The sequence below is a fragment of the Streptomyces sp. CB00455 genome (genome assembly GCF_001905445.1).
Taxonomy (GTDB): Bacteria; Actinomycetota; Actinomycetes; order Streptomycetales; family Streptomycetaceae; genus Streptomyces.
Map to the genome: position 1 here is coordinate 48,198 of NZ_LIVQ01000010.1, position 21,978 is coordinate 70,175.

Annotated in this window: 21 protein-coding genes and 1 pseudogene; 18 read left to right on the top strand and 4 right to left on the bottom strand. The window is 72.1% G+C overall.

Going from position 1 to position 21,978, the window contains the following annotated elements; translation table 11 throughout:
* Positions 1 to 13: 13 nt before the first annotated feature.
* A complete protein-coding gene (locus tag AMK16_RS30065) occupies positions 14 to 916 on the bottom strand; it encodes an AfsR/SARP family transcriptional regulator (protein ID WP_073920491.1) in 903 nt (300 codons plus the stop codon).
* A 294-nt stretch (positions 917 to 1,210) separates the two neighbouring features.
* On the opposite strand from AMK16_RS30065, the gene AMK16_RS30070 reads away from it, so the two are divergent.
* The 12 genes from AMK16_RS30070 (at position 1,211) to AMK16_RS30125 (ending at position 12,387) form a co-directional block, all read left to right on the top strand.
* Positions 1,211 to 2,422 (top strand): aminotransferase class I/II-fold pyridoxal phosphate-dependent enzyme, encoded by a 1,212-nt coding sequence (locus AMK16_RS30070; RefSeq protein ID WP_073920492.1) that lies wholly within the window; start codon positions 1,211 to 1,213, stop codon positions 2,420 to 2,422.
* Between the two features lie 43 nt (positions 2,423 to 2,465).
* Positions 2,466 to 3,719: a beta-ketoacyl-[acyl-carrier-protein] synthase family protein gene (locus AMK16_RS30075; protein ID WP_073920493.1), complete on the top strand. Its 1,254-nt coding sequence runs from the start codon at positions 2,466 to 2,468 to the stop codon at positions 3,717 to 3,719.
* Complete coding sequence (locus AMK16_RS30080; RefSeq protein WP_073920494.1) at positions 3,716 to 4,573, top strand: MaoC family dehydratase; 858 nt, start codon at positions 3,716 to 3,718, stop codon at positions 4,571 to 4,573. Before AMK16_RS30075 ends, AMK16_RS30080 begins: the two co-directional genes overlap by 4 nt.
* Positions 4,570 to 6,219 carry an AMP-binding protein gene (locus AMK16_RS30085; RefSeq protein WP_073920495.1) on the top strand — a complete coding sequence of 550 codons (1,650 nt, stop codon included), beginning with the start codon at positions 4,570 to 4,572 and terminating at the stop codon, positions 6,217 to 6,219. The genes AMK16_RS30080 and AMK16_RS30085 overlap by 4 nt, the downstream gene beginning before the upstream one ends.
* On the top strand, positions 6,216 to 6,473 hold the full coding sequence (locus AMK16_RS30090) for an acyl carrier protein (RefSeq protein WP_073920496.1): 258 nt from the start codon (positions 6,216 to 6,218) through the stop codon (positions 6,471 to 6,473). Before AMK16_RS30085 ends, AMK16_RS30090 begins: the two co-directional genes overlap by 4 nt.
* A gap of 44 nt (positions 6,474 to 6,517) precedes the next feature.
* Positions 6,518 to 7,567, top strand: coding sequence for a hypothetical protein (locus tag AMK16_RS30095; RefSeq protein ID WP_073920497.1), 1,050 nt, complete (start codon positions 6,518 to 6,520; stop codon positions 7,565 to 7,567).
* Complete coding sequence (gene trpA, locus AMK16_RS30100; RefSeq protein ID WP_079191818.1) at positions 7,560 to 8,450, top strand: tryptophan synthase subunit alpha; 891 nt, start codon at positions 7,560 to 7,562, stop codon at positions 8,448 to 8,450. The genes AMK16_RS30095 and trpA overlap by 8 nt, the downstream gene beginning before the upstream one ends.
* A 76-nt stretch (positions 8,451 to 8,526) precedes the next feature.
* Positions 8,527 to 8,901, top strand: a complete 375-nt coding sequence (locus AMK16_RS30105; RefSeq protein ID WP_073920498.1) for an ectoine synthase — start codon at positions 8,527 to 8,529, stop codon at positions 8,899 to 8,901.
* A 57-nt stretch (positions 8,902 to 8,958) separates the two neighbouring features.
* Entirely contained in the window at positions 8,959 to 10,104 is a 1,146-nt protein-coding gene (locus AMK16_RS30110; protein WP_073920499.1) for an acyl-CoA dehydrogenase family protein, read from the top strand.
* A complete protein-coding gene (locus tag AMK16_RS30115; RefSeq protein ID WP_242438995.1) occupies positions 10,101 to 10,838 on the top strand; it encodes a phosphoribosylanthranilate isomerase in 738 nt (245 codons plus the stop codon). Before AMK16_RS30110 ends, AMK16_RS30115 begins: the two co-directional genes overlap by 4 nt.
* Entirely contained in the window at positions 10,835 to 11,557 is a 723-nt protein-coding gene (locus tag AMK16_RS30120) for an indole-3-glycerol phosphate synthase (protein WP_073920500.1), read from the top strand. Before AMK16_RS30115 ends, AMK16_RS30120 begins: the two co-directional genes overlap by 4 nt.
* Positions 11,554 to 12,387, top strand: a complete 834-nt coding sequence (locus tag AMK16_RS30125) for an alpha/beta hydrolase (RefSeq protein ID WP_073920501.1) — start codon at positions 11,554 to 11,556, stop codon at positions 12,385 to 12,387. The genes AMK16_RS30120 and AMK16_RS30125 overlap by 4 nt, the downstream gene beginning before the upstream one ends.
* Positions 12,388 to 12,488: 101 nt before the next feature.
* On the opposite strand, the gene AMK16_RS30130 is transcribed toward AMK16_RS30125, so the two are convergent.
* From AMK16_RS30130 to AMK16_RS30140, 3 genes are all read right to left on the bottom strand, one after another.
* Positions 12,489 to 13,124, bottom strand: a complete 636-nt coding sequence (locus tag AMK16_RS30130; RefSeq protein ID WP_073920502.1) for a DUF6875 domain-containing protein — start codon at positions 13,122 to 13,124, stop codon at positions 12,489 to 12,491.
* Positions 13,121 to 13,846 carry a hypothetical protein gene (locus AMK16_RS30135; RefSeq protein WP_242438996.1) on the bottom strand — a complete coding sequence of 242 codons (726 nt, stop codon included), beginning with the start codon at positions 13,844 to 13,846 and terminating at the stop codon, positions 13,121 to 13,123. Before AMK16_RS30135 ends, AMK16_RS30130 begins: the two co-directional genes overlap by 4 nt.
* Positions 13,847 to 13,938: 92 nt before the next feature.
* The gene (locus AMK16_RS30140; protein WP_443333621.1) at positions 13,939 to 15,333 is read right to left on the bottom strand and encodes a pyridoxal phosphate-dependent decarboxylase family protein; all 1,395 of its coding nucleotides are present in this window, start codon (positions 15,331 to 15,333) and stop codon (positions 13,939 to 13,941) included.
* A gap of 373 nt (positions 15,334 to 15,706) precedes the next feature.
* Here AMK16_RS30140 and AMK16_RS30145 point away from each other — a divergent pair, with 373 nt between their 5' ends.
* The 6 genes and pseudogenes from AMK16_RS30145 to AMK16_RS30165 form a co-directional block, all read left to right on the top strand.
* Positions 15,707 to 17,176 carry a multicopper oxidase family protein gene (locus tag AMK16_RS30145; protein WP_073920503.1) on the top strand — a complete coding sequence of 490 codons (1,470 nt, stop codon included), beginning with the start codon at positions 15,707 to 15,709 and terminating at the stop codon, positions 17,174 to 17,176.
* Between the two features lie 575 nt (positions 17,177 to 17,751).
* Positions 17,752 to 18,954 (top strand): methionine adenosyltransferase, encoded by a 1,203-nt coding sequence (gene metK, locus AMK16_RS30150; protein ID WP_073920504.1) that lies wholly within the window; start codon positions 17,752 to 17,754, stop codon positions 18,952 to 18,954.
* Between the two features lie 100 nt (positions 18,955 to 19,054).
* Complete coding sequence (locus AMK16_RS30155; RefSeq protein WP_073920505.1) at positions 19,055 to 20,035, top strand: carbohydrate kinase family protein; 981 nt, start codon at positions 19,055 to 19,057, stop codon at positions 20,033 to 20,035.
* A partial coding sequence (locus AMK16_RS30160; protein WP_206780527.1) for a homocysteine S-methyltransferase family protein occupies positions 20,032 to 20,398 on the top strand: 367 nt, incomplete at its 3' end. The genes AMK16_RS30155 and AMK16_RS30160, both read left to right, overlap by 4 nt.
* Before the next feature lies 1 nt (position 20,399).
* A pseudogene (locus AMK16_RS38635) lies at positions 20,400 to 20,556 on the top strand (hypothetical protein); the annotation flags it as partial.
* Positions 20,528 to 21,978, top strand: a 1,451-nt coding sequence (locus tag AMK16_RS30165; RefSeq protein ID WP_158071268.1) for a homocysteine S-methyltransferase family protein, incomplete at its 3' end; no start/stop codon positions are given. The pseudogene AMK16_RS38635 and the gene AMK16_RS30165, both read left to right, overlap by 29 nt.

Below are 21,978 nucleotides of genomic sequence, written 5' to 3' on the forward strand. Positions count from 1 at the left end.
CTTCGCGCGGGGATCAGGCGGCCGGGAAGGACGTCACCGGATGGGTGACGCAGCCGTGGTCGGCCAGGGAGCACGGACGGGGGGCCGGCGCGCGGTGGTCCATCTCGAAGACCCCCATCAGCACCGGGTCCAGGCAGGTCACCGAGCGCGGGGCCGACCGGGGCTCCGGTGTGCGCAGCAGCTCCAGGTACGCCGCCTCCGTCTCCGGCGCCGGGTCGATCCCGAGCTCCTCCGCCAGCACCTCGCGCAGCTGCTGGTAACTGCGCAGCGCCTCGGCCCGGTTGCCGGCCCGGGTGTGGGCCGCCATCCGGCAGCGGTAGGCGCTCTCCCGGAACGGGGCCCGCCGGACCGCCTCCTCCGCGTAGCGCAGGGCGTGGTGCTCGTCGCCCAGCGCGGAAGAGGAGAGGCTCGCGGTCTCCAGCGCTTTCAGACGCAGCTCTTCGATCTGTTCGCGCATCGCGTTGACCCAGTCACCCTCGTGCGAGGGCAGGAACGAACCGCGCAGGTTCGACACCGCGCCGGCCGCGAGCTGCTGCGCCACGGCGTAGGCGCCCTCCGCGTACGCCTCCGCCGCCTCGGTCACCGCGGTCTCCGCGCACTCCACGTCCACGGCGGCGTCCTGCGGTATCCGCAAGAGGTACCGGCCCCCCTGTGCGACCAGCGGAGTGACCCCCGGCTGGTCCTGCGGAGTCGTGACGAACGTACGCACCCGGCTGACGAGGCTGCGCAGGGCCGAGGCCCAGGTGTCCGGCAGGCCCTCGGGCCATATGGTCTCGGCCAGTTGGTCACGGTCCGTACCCCCGGACCGTTCGAGGATCAGCCGGGCGAAGGCCACCTGCGCCTGGGCGCTCGACAGGTGTTGCGGCGCTGCTCCGTCCGGCTCGATCGTGACAAGACCTATGAGTCTGATCAGCACTATGCACTCTCCGAAACGGTCGGCTTCCGGCCGTGTCCCCCTAGTTCGTGCGATTCAGAGGATACCGGCGGGCCGTCTCCGCATGTCAACAGCGGCCGGTAAAACATTCCTTCGCGAATGAAACCCGGGGTCTGGTCATTCCCTTTCGCTTTTCGAGTACTGCTGTGGTCCCGCTCTTGCGCCGCTATTGCGCCCCACGAGTCTTAATGGAATTCCACTAGAGCCCGGCCGGAAGCACGGCAGAGCACCGATGGAGTTCCGGGTCCGCCGGACGATCGCGATGAGGAGAAGCACGTGAACGCATCCGCCGCCTGGAGCCGACTCGAGCCGAAGCTGGCGTACTTCCGCGACCGCGTCCGGTCCCTGGAGTACGAGCCCAACCGCAAGAACAGCTTCGTGGCCTACACCGTCGAGCGGGATTCGGCGTACGCGGACCAGGACGGCCAGCGCCTGCTGATGATGTCCGGCTACAGCTACCTCGGCCTGGCCGGCGACGAGCGCGTCGTGTCGGCGGCCAAGGCCGCCGTCGACCGCTACGGCACCGGCAACCACGGGGTCCGCGCACTGGCCGGATCCACGCCGCTGCACGAGGAGCTGGAGGCGGAGGTCGCCAAGTTCGCCGGCCGCGAGCAGGCCCTCGTCTTCGGCTCCGGCTACGCCGCGAACGTCGGCACCGTCGGCGCCATCGTCGGCCCCGGCGACACCGTCTTCATCGACAAGTACGACCACGCGAGCATCGTCGACGGCTGCAAGCTCTCCGGTGCCACGGTCACCCGTTTCCGCCACAACGACGTCGCCCACCTGGAGCGCCGCCTCGCCGCCGCGCCCGACACCGGCGTCCGCCTGGTCATCGTCGACAGCGTCTACTCGATGGACGGCGACATCGCCCCCCTCGTCGACCTGCGCAAGGTCTGCGACGCCCACAACGCGCTGCTGATGGTCGACGAAGCCCACGCGCTCGGAGTCATCGGCGCCACCGGCAAGGGCATCGAGGAGCACTTCGACTACGAGGTGAAGGTCGACGTCAAGCTCGGCACCCTCTCCAAGGCCATCCCCTCCATGGGCGGCTGGGTCGCCGGCTCGGCCGAGCTCATCCACCACCTCAAGTACGCGGCCCGCCCCTTCCTCTTCTCCGCGGCGCTCGGACCCGCCCAGGCCGCCGCCGCGCTGGAGTCCCTGCGGATCCTGCAGCGCGAACCGGAGCGCGTGGAATTCATCCAGCGCGAGTCCGAGCGCTTCCGCACCACCCTGCACGAGGCCGGCATGAGCACCGTCGACAGCGAGACCGCCGTCGTCCCGGTCATCGCCGGCTCCGACATCGCCGCCTACGACTACGCCACCGTGTGCCGCAAGAACGGCGTCATCGGCCTCCCCGTGGTCACCCCGGCCGTCCCCAACGACCTGGCCCGGCTGCGCATCGCCATCACCGCCGCCCACACCAAGGCCGACATCGACTTCGCCGCCGAGGCCTTCATCAAGTCGGCGCGCGAGTGCCGGATCATCTGACCGCCCTCACGACGAACGCCCTTACGCCTTAGGGAGCAGACACATGCCTGGACCGTCCAGGGGCAGTACGGCGCAGCCGCCCGTAGCCATCACCGGCATGGGCGTGGTCACCCCCGGCGGGTGCACCCCGGACGAGCTGTGGGACACGCTGCGGGCCGGCCGCTCCACCGCCGCCGAACTGACCCACTTCGACCTCACCCGCCACCGGGTGCGGATCGGCTGCCGGGTCCGCGGCCTCGACGGCCTCGCCGGACTGGTCCCGGCCAAGGAAGCCCGCCGGATGGACCCCTTCGCCCACTACGGCACCGCCGCCGCCCTCGCCGCCCACCGCGACGCCGGATCGCCCACCGCCGAAGCCGGCCGCACCGCCATCGTCGTCGGCAACGCCGTCGGCGGCCGTGCCACCAGCGACCTGGAATCCGCCCACTACACCGAGGGCGGCCCGGCCAGGGTCAATCCGCTGATGCCGTTGATGACCATGCCCAACGCGGCCGCCGCCCACATAGCCATCCGGCTCGGCTGGACCGGCCCCGCCCTGACCGTCGCCAACACCTGCGCCAGCGGCGCCGACGCCATCGGCCACGCCCTGATGCTGCTCCAGACCGGCCGCGCCGACCTCGTCATCGCCGGCGGCGCGGAGCACACCCTCACCCCGGTCACACTGGCGGGCTTCGGCAACCTCAACGCCGTCTCCTTGCGCAACGACGACCCGGAGCACGCCTCGCGCCCCTTCGACAAGGACCGCGACGGCTTCGTGATGGGCGAGGGCGCGGGGTTCGTCGTACTGGAACGGCTGGAGGACGCGAGGGCGCGCGGGGCCAGGACGTACGGCCTGGTCGCCGGGTACGCCGCCACCGCCGACGCCCACCACCTCGCGATGCCGCTCCCCGACGGCGCGGGAGCCGCGGCGGCCATGGCCGGGGCCATCGCCGACGCCGGCCTCGACCCCAGCGACATCGTGCACGTCAACGCCCACGGCACCTCGACCCCGCACAACGACCGGTCCGAAGCCGCCGCCCTCACCAAGGTGTTCGGCACCGCCCAGCCGCCCGTCACCGCGCCCAAGTCGGTCATCGGCCACCTCATCGGCGCCGCGGGCGCCGTCGAACTCATCGCCACCGTGCAGGCCATGCGGCACTGCGAGGTGCCTCCCACCGCCAACCACGAACAGCTGGAGCCAGGAATGGACATCGACGTCGTCCACGGCACGCCCCGTGCCGTGCGCTCGGGAGCCGCCATCACGAACTCCTTCGGGTTCGGCGGTCACAACTCCTCCGTGGTGGTGACGCCGGTATGACGCTCCTGTCCCTGCCCTCCCCGGTCCGCACGCTCACCGTCACCGAACCCGAGATCACCGACTACCGCGGCGCCGCCCGCAGCGGGCTGCCCACCGCCCGTCCCGGCCAGGCCTCGCCCGTCCACACCTTCGTCCTCGCCCACACGGTGGCCGAGCAGACCGTCGCCGCGCTGACCGCCGCCGAGCCCGGCCCGGTCTCCGTGGTCCACCTCGGCCAGGACATCCGCACCGTGCGGCCGGTCCGGCCGGGCGAGCAGGTGACCGTGGCCCTGGAGGTCGCCGGCGTCCGCAGGGAACCGCGCGGCGCCCGCATCGCACTGCGGGTCCGGCTCGTCGGCGAGGACGGCCCCGAGCCCTTCGCGGAACTGGCCATCTCCGCCCTGCTGGTCGGCGCGACCCTGCTCGAACCGTTCGGCGACATCGCCGGCGGACCGGCCGCCCCCACCCCGGTGGGCGCCGGGGTACCGCAGACCGCGGTGCACGCGCTGACCACCGACTGGATCAGCACCTACGCCCACGCCTCCGGCGACCTCAACCCCATCCACCTCGACGCGGAGGCGGCCCGCGGGGCCGGCTTCGACACCGTCATCGCGCACGGCATGAGCGTCGTCGCCCTCGCCGTGGAGGAGGCCGTGGACCGTTTCGCGGCCGGTGACTCCGCCCGGGTGCGCGGCCTCGGCTGCCGCTTCTCGGCCCCCGTGCCCCCCGGCATCCCGCTGGAGATCACCCTCCAGCCCGACGCCGAGGCCCACGTCATCCGCTTCACCTGCAAGACGCCGAAGGGCGCGGCCGTCAAGTCGGGCTGGATCGAGCTCGCACAGCCGCTGCCGCCGCAGGAAGGAGACCAGCCATGACGAACCCGACCGGACCGACCGGGGTGACCGGAGCGACCGATCCGACCGGCCTGACCGCCCCCAGCACCCCGGACGCCCCGACCACCCCCGCCGTCGAGCTCGGCCTCCTCGGAGGGTTCCTCACCCAGGTCCGCGACCGCCCCCACGCCACCGCGCTCGTCTTCAACGGAGAGGAGACCAGCTACCGCGAGCTGTACGAACTCGCCGGCCGGGAACGCGACCGCCTCGCGCACCTGCAGCTGGCCCCGGGCGTGCCGGTCGGCGTCCTCGCCGACAAGTCCCCCGCCGCCGTGGCCCTCGTACTGGGCTGCCTGCTGGCCCGCCGGCCGCTGCTGCTCCCCTCCCCGGCCCTCGCCGACACCCTGCTCGCCGATCTCTTCGCCCAGGCCGGCTGCGCCCGTGTCCTCGCCCCCGGCGGCGAACCCGCCCGGGTCACGCCCAACCCGGACGTCGCGGCCCAGCCGCTGCCGGCCGACGAGGCCGCCGACGTGGCCTTCATGCTCACCACCTCCGGCTCCACCAGCCTGCCGAAGATCGTCCCGCTCGCTCTGGACGCCGTCGACCGCTTCACCCGGTGGGCCGGCAACGCCTTCGGCATCGGACCCGACCGCACCGTCCTCAACTACGCCCCCCTCAACTTCGACCTCTGCCTCCTCGACGTCTGGACCACCCTCGCCCGCGGCGGACGCGTCGTCCTCGTCGACCCGGCGCTGGCCGCCCACGGGCGCCACCTGCGGGACCTGGTCCTGCGCCACGACGTCCACGTCGTGCAGGCCGTCCCCATGGCCTTCGGGCTCCTCCAGGACGCGGCGGCCAAGACCGGCGACGTCTTCCCCGGCGTCGACCACGTCATGTTCACCGGCGACGCCATCCCCGAGCGCACCTTCGGCGCCCTGCCGACGCTCTTCCCCAAGGCCCGCATCCACAACATCTACGGCTGCACGGAGACCAACGACAGCTTCGTCCACGAGGTCGACACCTCGGCGACCACCTTCCCGCCCGTTCCCATCGGCCGCCCGCTGCCGGGCGTAGGGGCCCTCGTCCTCGACCCCCACACCCAGACCCCCGTCGAAGGGCCCGGCAGCGGTGAGCTCTACGTCTCCACGCCCTTCCAGACCCGCGGCTACCTCGACCGGACCCGGCACGCCGACAAGTTCACCGCCCATCCGCTGGGCCTCGACGAGCGGCGCTGGTTCCGCACCGGCGACCTCGTACGGCGCGACGCGGCGGGCACCCTGCACCTGACCGGACGCACCGACTTCCAGGTCAAGGTGCGCGGAGTCGCCGTCAACACCGCCGAGATCGAACGGGTCCTGCAGGAACACCCCGCCGTACTGGAAGCGGGCGTCGCCGCCCTCCCCGACCCCATCGCCGGCAAGAAGCTCATCGCCGCCGTCCAGCGCGCCCCGGGCTCCACCCTGACCGGCCTGCAGCTGCGCACCCACTGCGCCCGGCACCTGCCCAGGGCCGCGGTGCCCCACCAGCTCACCCTCATCGACACCCCGCTGCCGAAGACCGCCACCGGAAAGGTCGACCGCAAGGCGCTCGACCGGCTCGACCGGCTGGGCTCCTCCCCGGCCGCGCCCACGCCCACACCGACCACGACACCCGTCGCCACACCTCTCGCCGAAGGAATCCCGTCATGAGCAACATCGACACCATCAAGAACTTCGTCATCACCGAGTTCCTTCCCGGCACCCCGGCCGGCGAGCTCGCGGTCGACCACGACCTGCTCAACGACGGCGTCATCGACAGCCTGGGCGTCCTCAAGCTGATCGCGTGGGTCGAGGACCGCTTCGAGGTCGCCATCGGCGACGCCGACCTGGACCCCAACAACTTCCGCAGCGTCGAGGCGATCGACACCTTCGTCGCGGAGGCCCGCCGCACGGCGGCCGCGTAGAACCACCCACCACCATCCCGACGGAGACGAGACGGAGACCGACTGTGCACGACGCACTCACCGGCCTGCTGGAGCAGCAGGCCCCGGTCGGCCGGGAGACCTGGCGGTCCTGGTGGGACCAGCTCGGAGACGGCCGGCTGGACAAGGCCGAGGTCGTCGCCCTGCTGGCCTCCCTGGCCAGCCGGCTCCCGGACCACCAGACCCTGCGCCACCTGCTGGACTCGCTCTCCGAGCGCCGGCCGGCGGCGACGGTGACCACCTCCTGGGAGGGCACCGTGAATGTCGTCGGCACCGGCGGCGGGCCCAAGACCTTCAACATCTCCACCGCTTCGGCCTTCGTCGCCGCGGCCGCCGGGGTCAAGGTCGTCAAGACCGGCTCCCGGGCCTACACCAGCTCGCTGGGCTCCGTCGACCTCCTGGAGCGGCTCGGTGTCCGCCTCACCTCCTCCTACGCCCAGACCGAGGACACCCTCGCCGCCCACGGGATCGCCTTCGCCGGACCCTTCGTCTACCCGGCGCAGCTGACCCGGCTGGCGCGGACGGTGGCCCCGTACTCCATGAAGCCCTTCGGCCGCTTCCTGAACGCACTGGGTCCCTTCCTCGCGGACCTGCCCGTGGCCGCCCAGGTCACGGGGGTCTCCGCGGCCGCGCCCCTCGACACCCTGCGACAGCTCGCCGCGACCACCACCACCCGGCGGATCTGGCTCACTTCGAACGACACCGGAGCGGACGAGCTGCTGCCCTTCGCGACCAACACCGTCCACGGCGAACGCTCCCTGGCCCGGATCATCCGGCCGGGCGAGCTCACCCCCGGCGACGGCTCCTTCGGGGACCTGAGGCCGGCTTCCGAGCCCGCCGCGGCGGCCGGCCACTTCCTCTCCGTCCTTTCCGGTACGGCGGGCCGGGTGGCCACCCGCACGGTCTGCCTGGGCGCCGCCGCCCTGGTGGTGGCCTGCGGCCTGCGCCGGGACTGGCCCTCCGCGGTCGCGCTCGCCGAGGGCGCGGTCCGCTCCGGCGAGGCCCACGACCTCGCGCGGCGCGTGGCGGCGGCTTCGGCCCCCCGCACCCGCACACCGGCGGTGGCCCATGCCTAGGACCGCCCCGGCGGGCACGGACCCCGCCCTGCCGCAGCCGTCGGCTCGGGCCGCACACCCCGCGCCCGCGCCCTTCTTCGCCCACCGCAGGCCCGGCGGCCCGCCCGGACTCGCCCTCTTCCTCAATGCGGGCGACCCGCCGCTGCCGGTCCTGCGGGACCTCGTCCTGATGCTCGACGAGGAGGGCGTGGACTGCCTGGAACTCGCCGTCCCCTTCCCCGACTCGGTGACCGACGGCCCGGTCGTCCGGCGCTCCGCGCGCCGGGCACTGGACCGCGGCGGCGCCGGCCTGGACGACGTACTCGCCTTCATCGCGGACGTGCGCCCGCACCTGGCGCACCTGCGCATCGCCCTGCTCGCCGACTGGAGCCACTCGCTCAAGCACCGGGACCTCGCGGACGCCACCCGCGAGATCGCCGCGGCGGGCGCGGACGGACTCCTCGTCCACGCCCTGCCCCCGCGGCTGCGCGAGCCGCACCTGGAATCGGCGGAGGCGGCCGGGCTGCCGGTCGTCACCACCTGCTACGCCAGCAGCCCGGCGGACACCCGGGCCCAGGCCGCGGCCCGGGCCTCCGCCTACCTCTACCTCGTCGCCCACTACGGACGCAGCGGGACCGCACCCGCCGCCGGCCATGCCGCGCTGGCGCAGACGGTCACCGGCCTGCGGGCGCACACGACGTCCCCGATAGCCGTCGGCTTCGGGGTCAGCACACGGCAGGACGTGGAAGCCGTCGGGGCCGCCGGCGCCGACGCCGCGATCATCGGCTCCGCCGCGGTGGCCGTCGTCGAGCGGGCGCAGGAGGCCGGCCACGACGTGACCGGAGCCTTCCGTGCATTCGTCCGCTCGGTTCGTCCGCCCGGTCCTGCCGCAGTGCCGCACTGACCTTCCCGACCAGCGGAAGCGAGCTCCACCCCTCATCAGGAACATCCGTGCACCACCCTCACACCGGGAGATTGCCATGATCGTTCGCGACATCGAGTCCGTGAAGACCGTCGAGTGGGGCAACGGCCTCAGCCGCCGCTTCCTCCTCGCCGAGGACGGCCTCGGCTACTCGCTCACCGACACCACCGTGCTCGCCGGCACCAAGTCCCGCCTGGAGTACGTCAACCACCTGGAAGCCTGCTACTGCATCGAGGGCTCCGGCGAGGTCATCGAGCTCGACGGCACCTCGCACGAGATAGTCCCGGGCCGGATGTACGCCCTCGACCAGCACGACGCCCACTTCCTCGTCGCCAGCCCGCACGAGGACCTGCGCCTGGTCTGCGTCTTCTCGCCGGCCCTGCGCGGCGACGAGGTCCACAACCTCGACGCCCACAGCTCCTCCGCCTACTGAGGCGCGCGCGGCGCGCACCACCCGTCCGAACCATCAGCCCGATCAAAGGGGTCCGTCGTGATCCGTTGGAACGCCGACCAGGCAGATCTGCGCGAAGGCCTGGAGCGGTGGGGAGACGCACTCAGCGCAGACCACATCGAACTCGACGAGCAGTCCGCCTTCTCGGAGGACAAGTGGAAGCTCGTCCAGAAGACGGGGATCCTCCAGCTGCCCTTCGAGGAGGACTACGGAGGTCTCGGGCAGTCGCTCCTCACCACCATGTACGTGCTGGAGGGCCTCGGCGAGTACAACCGCGACTCGGGCCTGAGCTTCTCGGTCACCACGTCCATCTGCTCCACCGGGATCCCGCTCCAGCAGTTCGGCACCGTGGAGCAGAAGGAGCGCTACCTGCCCCAGATCTGCTCGGGCGAGGCGATCGGCGCCCACGCCATCACCGAGGCCGAGGGCGGCTCGGACGCCATGGCGATGACCACCCGGGCCGTGCGTGACGGGGACGACTTCGTCATCAACGGAAGCAAGGTCTTCGTCAGCAACGGGCCGATCGCGGACGTCATCGTGGTCTACGCCCGGACCCACCCCGACGGCGGCCCGCTCGGAACGACGGCGTTCCTGGTGGACCGCAACACCCCCGGGCTGAGCGTCGGCAAACCCATCAAGAAGATGGGGCTGCGGACCTCCCCGCTGAGCGAACTGTTCTTCGACGACGTACGGGTGCCCAGGAGCGCGGTGCTCGGCAGGGTCGGAGGCGGCTTCCTCGTCCTGGACCACGTGATGAAGCGGGAGATCCTCTTCTCCTTCATCGTCAACGTGGGTGAGATGCAGCACCGGCTGGAGCGGTGTGTCGACTACGCGAAGACGCGCAAGTCCTTCGGAAAGGCGATCGGTTCGTACCAGACGATCGCCAACAAGATCGTCGACACGAAGATCCAGCTGGAGACCGCCCGCAAGTGGCTCTACGACACCGGGGAGAAGCTCGAGGCCGGCGAGAACGTCACCGTGGACCTGGCCATCGCCAAACTCGTCACGAGCGAGAGCAACCTGGCCACCAGCCTCACCGCCGTACAGATCTTCGGCGGCCACGGCTACATGTCGGAGTTCGGCCTGGAGCAGGACGTGCGCAACGCCCTCGGCGGCACGATCTACTCGGGGACGAACGAGATCCAGTACAACCGCATCGCCTCGTTGCTGGGACTGGGCAAGTGAGCACCACCCGCCCGCTGTCCCGGACACTGCTGAAGGTCTGCGGGGCCACGGCCCCGCAGGACATCGAGGCGGCGGCGGCCGCCGGGGCGGACTGCGTCGGGCTCTGGCACGGCGTACCCGGCGGCCCGTCCGAACTGGACCCGGACGGGCTCGCCGCCCTCGCGGCGGCGGCCCGTTCGGCCGGCCTCCTGCCGGTCCTGGTGACGTTCCTGGCCGACGCCCGCGAGCTGACCGCGATCGTGCGGCGCTCCGGCGCCGGCTGGGTCCAGCTCCACGCCTACCAGCCGCCCGCCGTCGTACGGGCACTGCGCGAGGCACTCCCCGCGGAGGTCGGCATCGTCAAGGTGCTGCACGTCGACGAGGCGGGCGGGTGCGTGGAACGCCCGCTGATCGGCGCGTACGAACGGGCCGGCACCGACCTCTTCCTCCTCGACACCGCCACCGGGGACGGCCGCATCGGCAGCACCGGCGCCGCCCTCGACCCGGGCCGCCTCACCGCCCTGCTGCCCCGGCTGACCCGGCCCTTCCTGCTGGCCGGCGGCCTGACCCCGGCCAACCGCCCCGCCTACGAGGACGTCGTGCGCCACACCGGATTCCGCGGCGTCGACGTGGACACGGCGGCGCGCGACCGGACGACCGGCCGCTTCGGCGTCCCGGAGATCGCCGCCCTGGCCCGCGCCTGGCGCACGGGCACCTCCGTCCCCGACCACCCCCAGCTGGAGCTCTCGCGATGACGAAGCAGAACCGGACCGGCTTCCCTTTTCTCGAGGCCCTCCTGGCCTCCCCGACCCCCGTGGTGATGGAGGTGAAACGGCGCGACGCCCACGGCTACGACATGCTCGGCGGCCGGATCCCCGCCGCGATCGTGGAGGCGTACGAGACGGCGGGCGCCCCCTGCATCTCGGTGGTGACGGGCCGCTGGTTCGGCGGCTCGCCCGCGCTGCTGCGGGACGTGGCCGCCCTGACCGGCCTCCCGCTCCTGCAGAAGGACTTCATCACCCGGAAGGACCAGATCCGCACGGCGCAGGAACTCGGGGCCTCGGCGGTGCTGCTGACGGCCACGCTGCTCCCGGCATCGAGCATGCGCACCCTGGTCACGGAGTGCCTGCTGGCCGGGCTGACCCCCTTCGTCGAGATCACGACGGAGGCCGAACTCGAAGCGGTCCACCACCCCGAGGAGTGCGTGATCGCGGTCAACAACAAGGACATCAGGACGCGCGAGCGCGGCGCCGGCGACCTCGGCCGCTCGCTCGACCTGCTCCCGGCGGTCCGTGCGGCCGGCGCCGCCTGCGCCGTGAGCGCCAGCGGCATCGACGGCCCGGTGACCGCCGCCCACCTCCTCGACGCCGGCTTCGGCGGACTGCTGGTGGGCACCTCGCTGCTGCGCACCGGGTCGCCCGTGGAGTGGGTCGACGCCATGGCGGGTGCGCGAAAGGGGCTGGCGGTCCGATGACGGCCCTCCTGACCGGCGCACGCCCGTACACGCTGAACGCCGCCGGCATCCCGCTGTCCGGGCTCCTGGCACTGCCCGAGGGCGGGGAGGTCCGCTCCACGATCCTGGCGATCCACGGCCGGGGCATGCGGGCGGCGTACTGGAACTCCTTCGTCCCCCTCGCCACCGGCCTGGGACATGCGGTCCTGGCGCTGGACCGGCCGGGCTACGGCGACTCGGCCCAGCTGCTCCCCGAGGGCCAGAGCCTGGCCGGCCAGGCCGAAACCCTCCACGCGGCCCTCAAGGAACATGCCGCCGGGCACGCCGTCGGCGCGGGCGTCTTCCTCCTGGGCCACTCGGACGGCGGCAAGGTGGCCCTCCACACGGCGGCCACCGACGGCGCCGTTCCCCTGCTGGGCCTGGACGCCTCCGGCGTCGGCTACCACTACAACCCGCAGGCCCTGCACTTCCCGTCCACGCTCGCAGGCGGAGCCACCAAGCTCAACTGGGGTCCCCTGGGCCTCTACCCGCGCGGCACCTTCCAGGCCAGCCGCGCCCTGCTGTCCCCGACGCCGCCGCGCGAGTCCGCCGAGACCGTCCGGTGGCCCCGCCAGTACGAGGAACTGGCCCCCCGCGTCCGCGTCCCCGTCCGGCTCACCTTCGCCGAGCACGAGGCCTGGTGGCACCTGGACGACTCCACCCTGGCATCGATGGCATCCCTCCTGACCTCGGCCCCGCAGGTGACCCTGGAACACCTCTCCGCCGCGGGCCACAACATCAGCCTCGGCCATGCGGCCACCGCCTACCACCTCCGTGTCCTGACCTTCCTGGAGGACTGCCTGCGCCCCTGAGGGGTGGACGCGGGACGCCTCACCGGCGACCCGGCACGCCGAATGACCGCGCCCGGCGGAGGGGGCGCGGTCATTCGGCGGTCACGGGACGGGCGGGTCGCTCAGGCGGCCACCACCCGGCTCACCAGCTGGTCGCGGATCCGGGCCGGGAGCCCCGGTGCGAAGCGCTGGAGGTAGTGGTCCATGTGGGAGTCGTCGCCCACCAGGAAGGGGAGGTCGAAGACCAGGAGCTTGCGGACCGCCAGCAGCGGCAGCGGGGCGCGCAGCGGGCGGAAGGACTCGTTGTAGAGGCCCGGCTCCTCGCACACCGGGTGGAACTGCCCGATCATCAGCCCCTCGGCGACGAATTCGTCCTTCGCCTTGCGCTGGAGTTCGTCCAGCTCCACCGAGTCCGTCGGGTCGAAGCCCGGCAGGACCAGGAGGATGGTGAGGAGCTCACGGTCCTCCGGCGACAGCGGCTGCGAGAGGGCCGCGTGGCGGGTGCGCAGCGAGTCGACCGCCATGGACAGGTCGTCGCACTGGGCGGACGGCAGGGCCAGGTGGAAGAGCTCCTTGCGCAGCGAGGGCTGTGTGTACGGGCACACCGGGCCGGTGCGGCCCAGCTCGGGATGGCTGGAGACCAGGAAGTCCCTGCTCCACATGAGCACTTGCAGCAGCGGCCCCATGGCGTCGGCCGGTACCTCGCCGCGGGCGACCTGGCCGGCGGTCCACGACTGGATCAGATCGTCTCCCCTCATCGGGGGTCCCTCCACATCGGTCGGAGTACGGGTCCGCCGTCGGGCAGGGTGATGTCCCCGCCCAGGCGGTCGAAGCCGGTGCGCCGGGTCACGGCCTCGCCGCCCGGTGAGCTGGCTTCCGTGTAGGCGCCCACACCGTCGGCGTCGGCGCGGGCCGCGACGTCGCCGAGCAGTGCGGACATCAGGCCGCCCTGCTGGAGGCCGGGGCGGACGGCGCCGAAGGAGACGTAGTAGTGCGGCGTCCGCGGGTGGCGCTCCGCCTGGAGGCGGCCGATGGTGCGCAGCGCGTCCACGTGCTCGCCCAGGGCCAGGGCGAGGGCGGCGTCCAGTGCCGCCTCGTCCGGCTCGGCACCGGGCGGCAGGAACAACAGCACGGCGTTGCCGTCCGGGGTGGTGAGCACCCCGTCGTGGGCGGCGGACAGTTCGACGAACACCCGGAAGAACCCCGGGAGCAGCTCGGCCCGCAGCCGCTCGTCGGGGATCATCCAGCGGGTCAGCGCGTCGTCGTGGAAGGCGCAGGACAGCAGGGTGGACAGGTGGGCGACGGCCGATCGGTTCGGCCGGGGGGAGGCGGTCGGGATGGACGCGGTCGGGGACAAGACGGGGACCTCCGGTCGGAAGGACGAGAAGGACGAGAAGGACGAGAAGGACGGGAAGGACGGGAAGGACAGGAAGGACGGGAAGGACAGGAAGCGCAGGTAGGAACGGGAGGGGACGGGCAACAGGGGCGAGCGGGGCGGAGAGGCGGAGGGGGGCGGGCACTGCCGGGGCCACCGGGTGCCCCGGACCGCCGGACCGCCGGACCGCCGGACCGTCAGGCCGCCGCGCGGCCCTGTGCGGCCAGTTCCGACACGCGGGCGTGCAGGGTCGGCACGTAGTGCTCGGACTCCGGCTTGATCAGGACACTGCGGATCACCCGGGCCGCCTCCGCGTCCCGCACCACGTGCGGGTGGCGCCGTACGAACGCGTCGGCGTCCGCGCGCAGCACGCTCAGGAACACCGGGTCCGCCTCCGCCGTCATCCCGTCGCGCAGCAGCCGGTCGGACGCCGCGTCGATCGAGGACAGCGAGGTGTCGGCGGTCACGGGGAAGTACGTCACGATGTCGAGGTCCGGGCGCTGGTACAGCTCCAGCTCGCCGGACGCGGTCAGCAGGTCCGCCCAGCGCAGCGCGGCCCGGCGGTTCGCGGCGAGGATCCGCCCGAAGCCGTCCGGCGTGAGCGGCAGCAGCTGCAGGGTCAGCCACAGGCCGGCGGCCGCCGCCCCCGCCCGTGAGCACTCCAGGCTGATCTCGCCCAGGTGCAGGTCCGCGTCGGTGAAGTAGGTGTACGGCGAGTCGTGCGCGAAGTGCCGGCCCGCCCGCGGGTCCGGGAAGAGGACCGCGCCGCAGCCGTACGGCTGGAGCCCCTGCTTGTGCGGGTCCACCACCACCGAGTCGCACGCGGCGATCGCCCGCCAGGGCGCCGGGTCGATGCCGTCGGCGCCCGCCCGGCCCAGGATCGCGTAGAAGCCGCCGTACGCTGCGTCGACGTGCACGCGCGCCCCGTACCGGCGCGCCAGCGGCAGCACCTCGTGCACCGGGTCGACCGCCCCCAGCCCGGTGGTGCCGGTGGTGACGACGACGGTGCCGATCCGTCCGCCGCGCAGGGCGGTCTCCAGCGCACCCAGGTCGATACGGCCCCGCGCATCCGCCGGGATCCGGTGGCCCTCCATGCCCAGGACGTGGCACATCCGCTCGTGGGTGTAGTGGCACTCGCTGCTGTAGGCGATCCCGAGATCCGGATGGAGCTGCCGGGCGACGTACAGGGCCTCCAGATTGGCCATCGTGCCGCTGGTGGTGAGGTGCCCGACGTGCGCCGCGAGCCCGAACATGCCGGCGAGGTCGGCAACCGCCTCGCGCTCCATCTCGGTGGTCGCCGGGCCGCCCTCGGCGGCGTGGTTGTTGGGGTTGAAGAGCATGGCGGTGAGGTAGCCGGTGACGGCCGCCGGGTGCGGTGGCTTGACCATCTGTCCGGCGTAACGCGGGTGGAAGAACGGATAGTTGTGGTCCATCCGCTTGGCGAGGCGGCCGAAGGCCTCGGCGAAGGCCTCGGGCTGGACCCGGTGCGCGTCGTGGGTCTCGTACGGGCCGAACTGCCCTCCCCACCGCTCCGCCACCCCGAGCGCGCGCGGCAGCCAGTCGCGTAAGTCGTGCAGGTCGTGCAGATCCACGGGAGCCTCCCCCAGCGGCCGCCCGGTTCGGCGGCACGAGTCGGGCGTACGCGGTCGTACGTACGCACAAGGAGGGTTACGGAGGCCCCGCAAGGCCCGCGCAACGCCTGACGCCCGCACACCATCTGGGCTCCAGTGATGCGCAAGCCGGGTCTGGTGCACTCGCGGCGCGACACCCACGCGGGGCGCGACCACGGCCGGGCATACCAGGCGCACCGGCGACCACCGTCGGCCGCCCGGGGCGCACCGGCGCGACCACCCACGGCCGTCCGGGGCGCACCGGCGCGACCACCCACGGCCGCTCCAGGCGCGCCCAGCCCCGCCCCGCCCCCGGGCGTCCGCCCACACCACACCCTTCCCAGGAGGAAACCCCATGGTCACCAGACGCAGCGTGCTCGGCGGCACCCTCGCCGCGACCGGCGCCGGCCTGCTCACCACCGGTGGCCTGACGCCGCTGCTCAGTGCCCGGACAGCCCAGGCCTCCGGCACCGGCGCCGCCGGGTCCGGGGCGGTCACCGTCCCGCCGCCCTTCTCCGTGAAGATGCCCACCCTGCCGGTGCTCGACCCGATATCCACGATGGGCGGCCAGGACACCTACGCCGTCACCATCAAGGAGGTGGCGAGGGAGATCATCCCCGGGGTGCAGACGAAGGTCCTCACCTACGACGGACACTTCCCGGGCCCCGTGCTGCGGGCCCGCAGCGGCCGGAGAGTGGTGATCCGCCACCGCAACACCCTCAGCATGCCGGTCTCGGTCCACCTGCACGGCGGCAGCGTCTCCCCGGAGAACGACGGCGGCCCGATGGACACCTTCGGGCCGAACACCTCGCGCACCTACACCTACCCGAACCAGCAGCCGGGCGCCGGCCTGTGGTTCCACGACCACGCGCACCACATGGAGTCGGAGCACGTCTTCCGGGGCCTGTCCGCCACCTACCTGCTCTCGGACGACAACGAGCGGTCGCTCCCGCTGCCGGCGGGCCAGTACGAGGTCCCGATCGCGCTGCGCGACGCCCGCTTCGACGAGGCCGGGCAGCTGGTCTACGTGATGGACGACGCCTTCGGCCGCACCACCATCCTGGCCAACGGCCGCCCCACCCCCTACTTCGAGGTGGCGGCCCGCAAGTACCGCTTCCGGCTGCTCAACTCCTCCAACATGCGCTTCTTCCAGCTGCGTCTGTCGGACGGCGGCCAGATGATCCAGATCGGCACGGACGGCGGCCTGCTGGAACGCCCCTTCACGACGGACAGCGTCGGGCTGTCCCCGGCGGAGCGGGCCGACGTGGTCATCGACTTCTCGCGCTACCGGGTCGGTACGAAGATCGTCCTGGAGAACACCCTGGGCCCGGGAACGCCCGACCAGGTGGGCAAGGTGCTGCGCTTCGACGTCGTACGGACGGCCTCCGACGCGAGCCGCGTGCCCGACGTGCTGCGCGCCCTGCCCGCCATGCCGACGGCGACGGTCCAGCGGAACATCGTCCTGAGCATGGACGAGGACGGCCGCCAGGAGCCGCGGGGGCTCATGGACGGACAGGTCTGGGACTACCAGCGCATCGACCAGACCATCGCCCACGGCAGCTCGGAGATCTGGACCGTCACCAACGCGAACAAGCTCGTCCCGCACAACTTCCACATGCACCTGGTGCAGTTCCGGGTGCTGGAGCGCAACGGGGCGCCGGTGGCCCCGGGTGAGGCCGGGCTGAAGGACACCGTCCGCCTCTTCCCCGGAGAGACGGTGAAGCTGCACGCCACCTTCGACACGTACAAGGGGACCTACGTCTACCACTGCCACCTGCTGGACCACTCGGCGATGGGCATGATGGCCAATTTCCGCATCCGGTAGCGGCGCCGCGGAGCGTGCGGGACCGGTACGGCTTCGAGCGGAGGTGGGGGAGTCGCCCAGCTCCGCTCGACGCGTCCTCAAGGACGGGCCGAGGACCGGGGGGCAGGATCCTCGGTAACAGACCATGTCCGGCCGTGTCCCCCACGAGTCCACGCATGAGTCCACACCCGAGTCCCGACCCGAGTCCACACCCGCGTCCACCGCTGGCGTCCCTGCATCCCTGCATCCCTGCATCCCTGCGTCCCTCACCGTGCCCCCAGGAGGCCGGCCATGTCCCCCCCGTCCGCGCACCGCGCGCGCCGATACAGCACGCACGGCGCCGGCGCACCCGGCCTCGAGCCGGTTTCCGGTCGGCCTCCGGCGCGTGCCGCGATGGTCGGGGGCACAGGGGCAGGGAGGTCGAACCGGCCGGCGCCGGCGGAAGTCCTGCGAGCCGGGACCGGCGGCGCGCGGAGCACGGGTCCTCGTCTTCACCACGCGCATGGACGTCCGGCGTGTCGCGGCTGCGGCAGACGGCCGCCACCGCCCGACCCTGACCGATCCGACGACCCGTCCCCCATACCACCAGGAGTGATATGTCCCGCCGTCTGTTCACCTCGGAATCCGTGACCGAGGGCCACCCCGACAAGATCGCCGACCAGATCAGCGACACGATCCTCGACGCGCTGCTGCGCGAGGACCCCACCTCCCGGGTGGCGGTGGAGACGCTGATCACCACCGGCCTGGTCCACATAGCCGGCGAGGTCACCACCCAGGCCTACGCGCCGATCGCCCAGCTCGTGCGCGACAAGATCCTTGAAATCGGCTACGACTCCTCGCAGAAGGGCTTCGACGGTGCCTCCTGCGGTGTGTCGGTGTCCATCGGCGCGCAGTCCCCGGACATCGCCCAGGGTGTCGACACGGCCTACGAGAGCCGCGTGGAGGGCGAGGAGGACGAGCTCGACAAGCAGGGCGCCGGCGACCAGGGCCTGATGTTCGGCTACGCCTGCGACGAGACGCCCGAGCTGATGCCGCTGCCGATCCACCTCGCGCACCGGCTCTCCAAGCGCCTGTCCGAGGTCCGCAAGAACGGCACCATCCCCTACCTGCGCCCCGACGGCAAGACCCAGGTCACCATCGAGTACGACGGCGACAAGGCCGTCCGCCTGGACACGGTCGTCGTCTCGACCCAGCACGCGGCGGACATCGACCTGGAGGCCCTGCTGGCCCCGGACATCCGCGAGATCGTCGTCGAACACACCCTGCGCCGGCTCGCTGAGGACGGCATCAAGCTGGAGACGGAGGGCTACCGGCTGCTGGTCAACCCGACCGGGCGTTTCGAGATCGGCGGCCCGATGGGCGATGCCGGCCTGACCGGCCGCAAGATCATCATCGACACCTACGGCGGGATGGCCCGTCACGGTGGCGGCGCCTTCTCCGGCAAGGACCCCTCCAAGGTCGACCGCTCCGCGGCGTACGCGATGCGCTGGGTCGCCAAGAACGTGGTCGCCGCCGGGCTGGCCTCGCGCTGCGAGGTCCAGGTCGCCTACGCGATCGGCAAGGCCGAGCCCGTCGGCCTCTTCGTCGAGACCTTCGGCACCCACACCGTGCCCACCGAGCGCATCGAGCGGGCCATCAGCGAGGTCTTCGACCTGCGCCCGGCCGCCATCATCCGCGACCTCGACCTCCTGCGCCCCATCTACGCCCAGACCGCCGCCTACGGCCACTTCGGCCGCGAGCTGCCCGACTTCACCTGGGAACGCACCGACCGCGCCGAGCGGCTGAGGGCCGCCGCCTGAGCACCCGGCGCGCACGGCCCGCGCCGTAAGGCACCACCCACCCCCACCCCCCACCCCTCACTCCGCCCCGCCGGCATCAGACCAGTTCACAGGAGTCCACGTGCGTATCGCGGTGACCGGATCCATCGCCACAGATCACCTCATGGCCTTCCCGGGCCGGTTCGTCGACCAGCTGCTCCCCGACCAGCTGGAACATGTCTCGTTGTCCTTCCTCGTCGACACCCTCCAGGTGCGGCGGGGCGGAGTGGCGGCCAACATCGCCTACGGCCTCGGCGGTCTCCTCCTCGCCCCCCTCCTCGTGGGCGCCGTGGGCCCGGACTTCGCCGAGTACGAGGTCTGGCTCAAGGAGCACGGCGTCGACACCGGTTCGGTGCACGTCTCCGCCGAGCACCAGACCGCCCGCTTCATGTGCATGACCGACCAGGACTCCAACCAGATCGCCTCCTTCTACGCGGGCGCCATGGCCGAAGCCGGCCGCATCGACCTGCACACCGTCCACGACCGCACCCCCATCGACCTGGTGCTCGTCTCGCCCAACGACCCCGGCGCGATGGTCCGCCACACCGAACAGGCCCGGGACCTGGGCATCGCTTTCGCCGCCGACCCCTCGCAGCAGCTCGCCCGCCTCACCGGCGCCGAGGTGCGCAGCCTGGTCACCGGGGCCCGCTGGCTCTTCACCAACGAGTACGAATCCGCGCTGCTGCGCGAACGGGCCGGCTGGAGCCACGAGGAGGTCCTCGACCGCGTCGGCACCTGGGTCACCACGCTGGGCGCGCAGGGCGTCCGCATCGACCGCAAGGGCGAACCGACCGTCACCGTCCCCGCCATCCCGGACGTCCACGCCGAGGACCCGACCGGCGTCGGCGACGCCTTCCGCTCCGGCTTCCTGGCCGCCGTGAGCTGGGGTCTGCCGCTGGAGACCGCCGCCCAGCTCGGCTGCGCGATGTCCGCGCTGGTCCTGGCGACCGTCGGCTCCCAGGCGTACGAAATCCAGCCCGAGCGCCTCCTCGCCACCGTCCGCACGGTGTACGGGGAACACGCGGCCGGGCTGCTGGAACCGAAGCTGGAGCAGCAGGCATGACGACGAACGCGCAGACCCGGGCCGATGCCCTGAGAGAGGCGCTCGCGACGCGGGTGGTGGTCGCTGACGGGGCGATGGGGACGATGCTCCAGGCGCAGGATCCTTCGATGGAGGATTTCCAGCAGCTGGAGGGGTGCAACGAGGTCCTGAACGTGACGCGTCCGGACATCGTGCGGACGGTCCACGAGGCGTACTTCTCCGTGGGTGTGGACTGTGTGGAGACGAACACCTTCGGTGCGAATTTCGCGGCGCTGGCGGAGTACGACATCGCGGACCGCAACTTCGAGCTGTCCGAGGCGGGTGCGCGGATCGCGCGTGAGGTCGCGGACGAGTACACCGCGGCGAGCGGGCAGCAGCGGTGGGNCACAGAATGCAGTCCGCCACGTGGGACAGCCCCACCGGGGCGGCTTCCGCGCGGTTACCCTGGCCGCGTGCACCCTGACACAGAGGGGGTGCAAAGCCGACAGCCGTCGCATCCCAGGGAGCACAAACATGGCCTCGCTGCCGAACCTGCCCGCTGACACCCAGACCCGGGCCGATGCCCTGAGGGAGGCGCTCGCGACGCGGGTGGTGGTCGCTGACGGGGCGATGGGGACGATGCTCCAGGCGCAGGATCCTTCGATGGAGGATTTCCAGCAGCTGGAGGGGTGCAACGAGGTCCTGAACGTGACGCGTCCGGACATCGTGCGGACGGTCCACGAGGCGTACTTCTCCGTGGGTGTGGACTGTGTGGAGACGAACACCTTCGGTGCGAATTTCGCGGCGCTGGCGGAGTACGACATCGCGGACCGCAACTTCGAGCTGTCCGAGGCGGGTGCGCGGATCGCGCGTGAGGTCGCGGACGAGTACACCGCGGCGAGCGGGCAGCAGCGGTGGGTGCTGGGGTCGATGGGTCCGGGGACGAAGCTGCCGACGCTGGGGCACATCACGTACGGGCAGATCCGTGACGCGTATCAGGTGAACGCGGAGGGGTTGTTGTCCGGTGGCGCGGACGCCCTTTTGGTGGAGACGACGCAGGACCTGTTGCAGACGAAGTCCTCGGTCATCGGTGCGCGGCGTGCGATGGAGGCGCTCGGGGTGTCCGTGCCCCTGATCTGCTCGGTGACTGTCGAGACGACGGGCACGATGCTGCTGGGCTCGGAGATCGGGGCGGCGCTGACGGCGCTGGAGCCGCTCGGCATCGACATGATCGGCCTGAACTGCGCGACCGGGCCGGCCGAGATGAGCGAGCACCTGCGCTACCTGGCGCGCAACGCGCGGATCCCGCTGTCCTGCATGCCGAACGCGGGCCTGCCGGTCCTGGGTAAGGACGGCGCGCACTACCCGCTCGGTGCGGTGGAGCTGGCCGACGCGCAGGAGACGTTCGTCCGGGAGTACGGGCTGTCGCTGGTGGGCGGGTGCTGTGGCACGACGCCGGAGCATTTGCGGCAGGTGGTGGAGCGGGTGCGGGGCGCGGCGGTGACCGGGCGCAGTCCGCAGCCGGAGCCGGGTGCCGCTTCCTTGTATCAGTCGGTGCCGTTCCGTCAGGACACGGCGTATATGGCGATCGGTGAGCGGACGAACGCGAACGGGTCGAAGAAGTTCCGTGAGGCGATGCTGGAGGGTCGCTGGGACGACTGTGTGGAGATGGCGCGGGATCAGATCCGTGAGGGTGCGCACATGCTCGATTTGTGTGTGGACTACGTGGGTCGTGACGGCGTGGCGGACATGGAGGAGCTGGCCGGTCGTTTCGCGACTGCCTCGACGCTGCCGATCGTGCTGGATTCCACGGAGGTTCCCGTGATCCGGGCGGGTCTGGAGAAGCTGGGCGGGCGTGCGGTCATCAACTCGGTGAATTACGAGGACGGTGATGGTCCGCAGTCGCGGTTCGCGAAGGTGACGGCTCTGGCGCGGGAGCACGGTGCGGCGCTGATCGCGCTGACCATCGACGAGGAGGGTCAGGC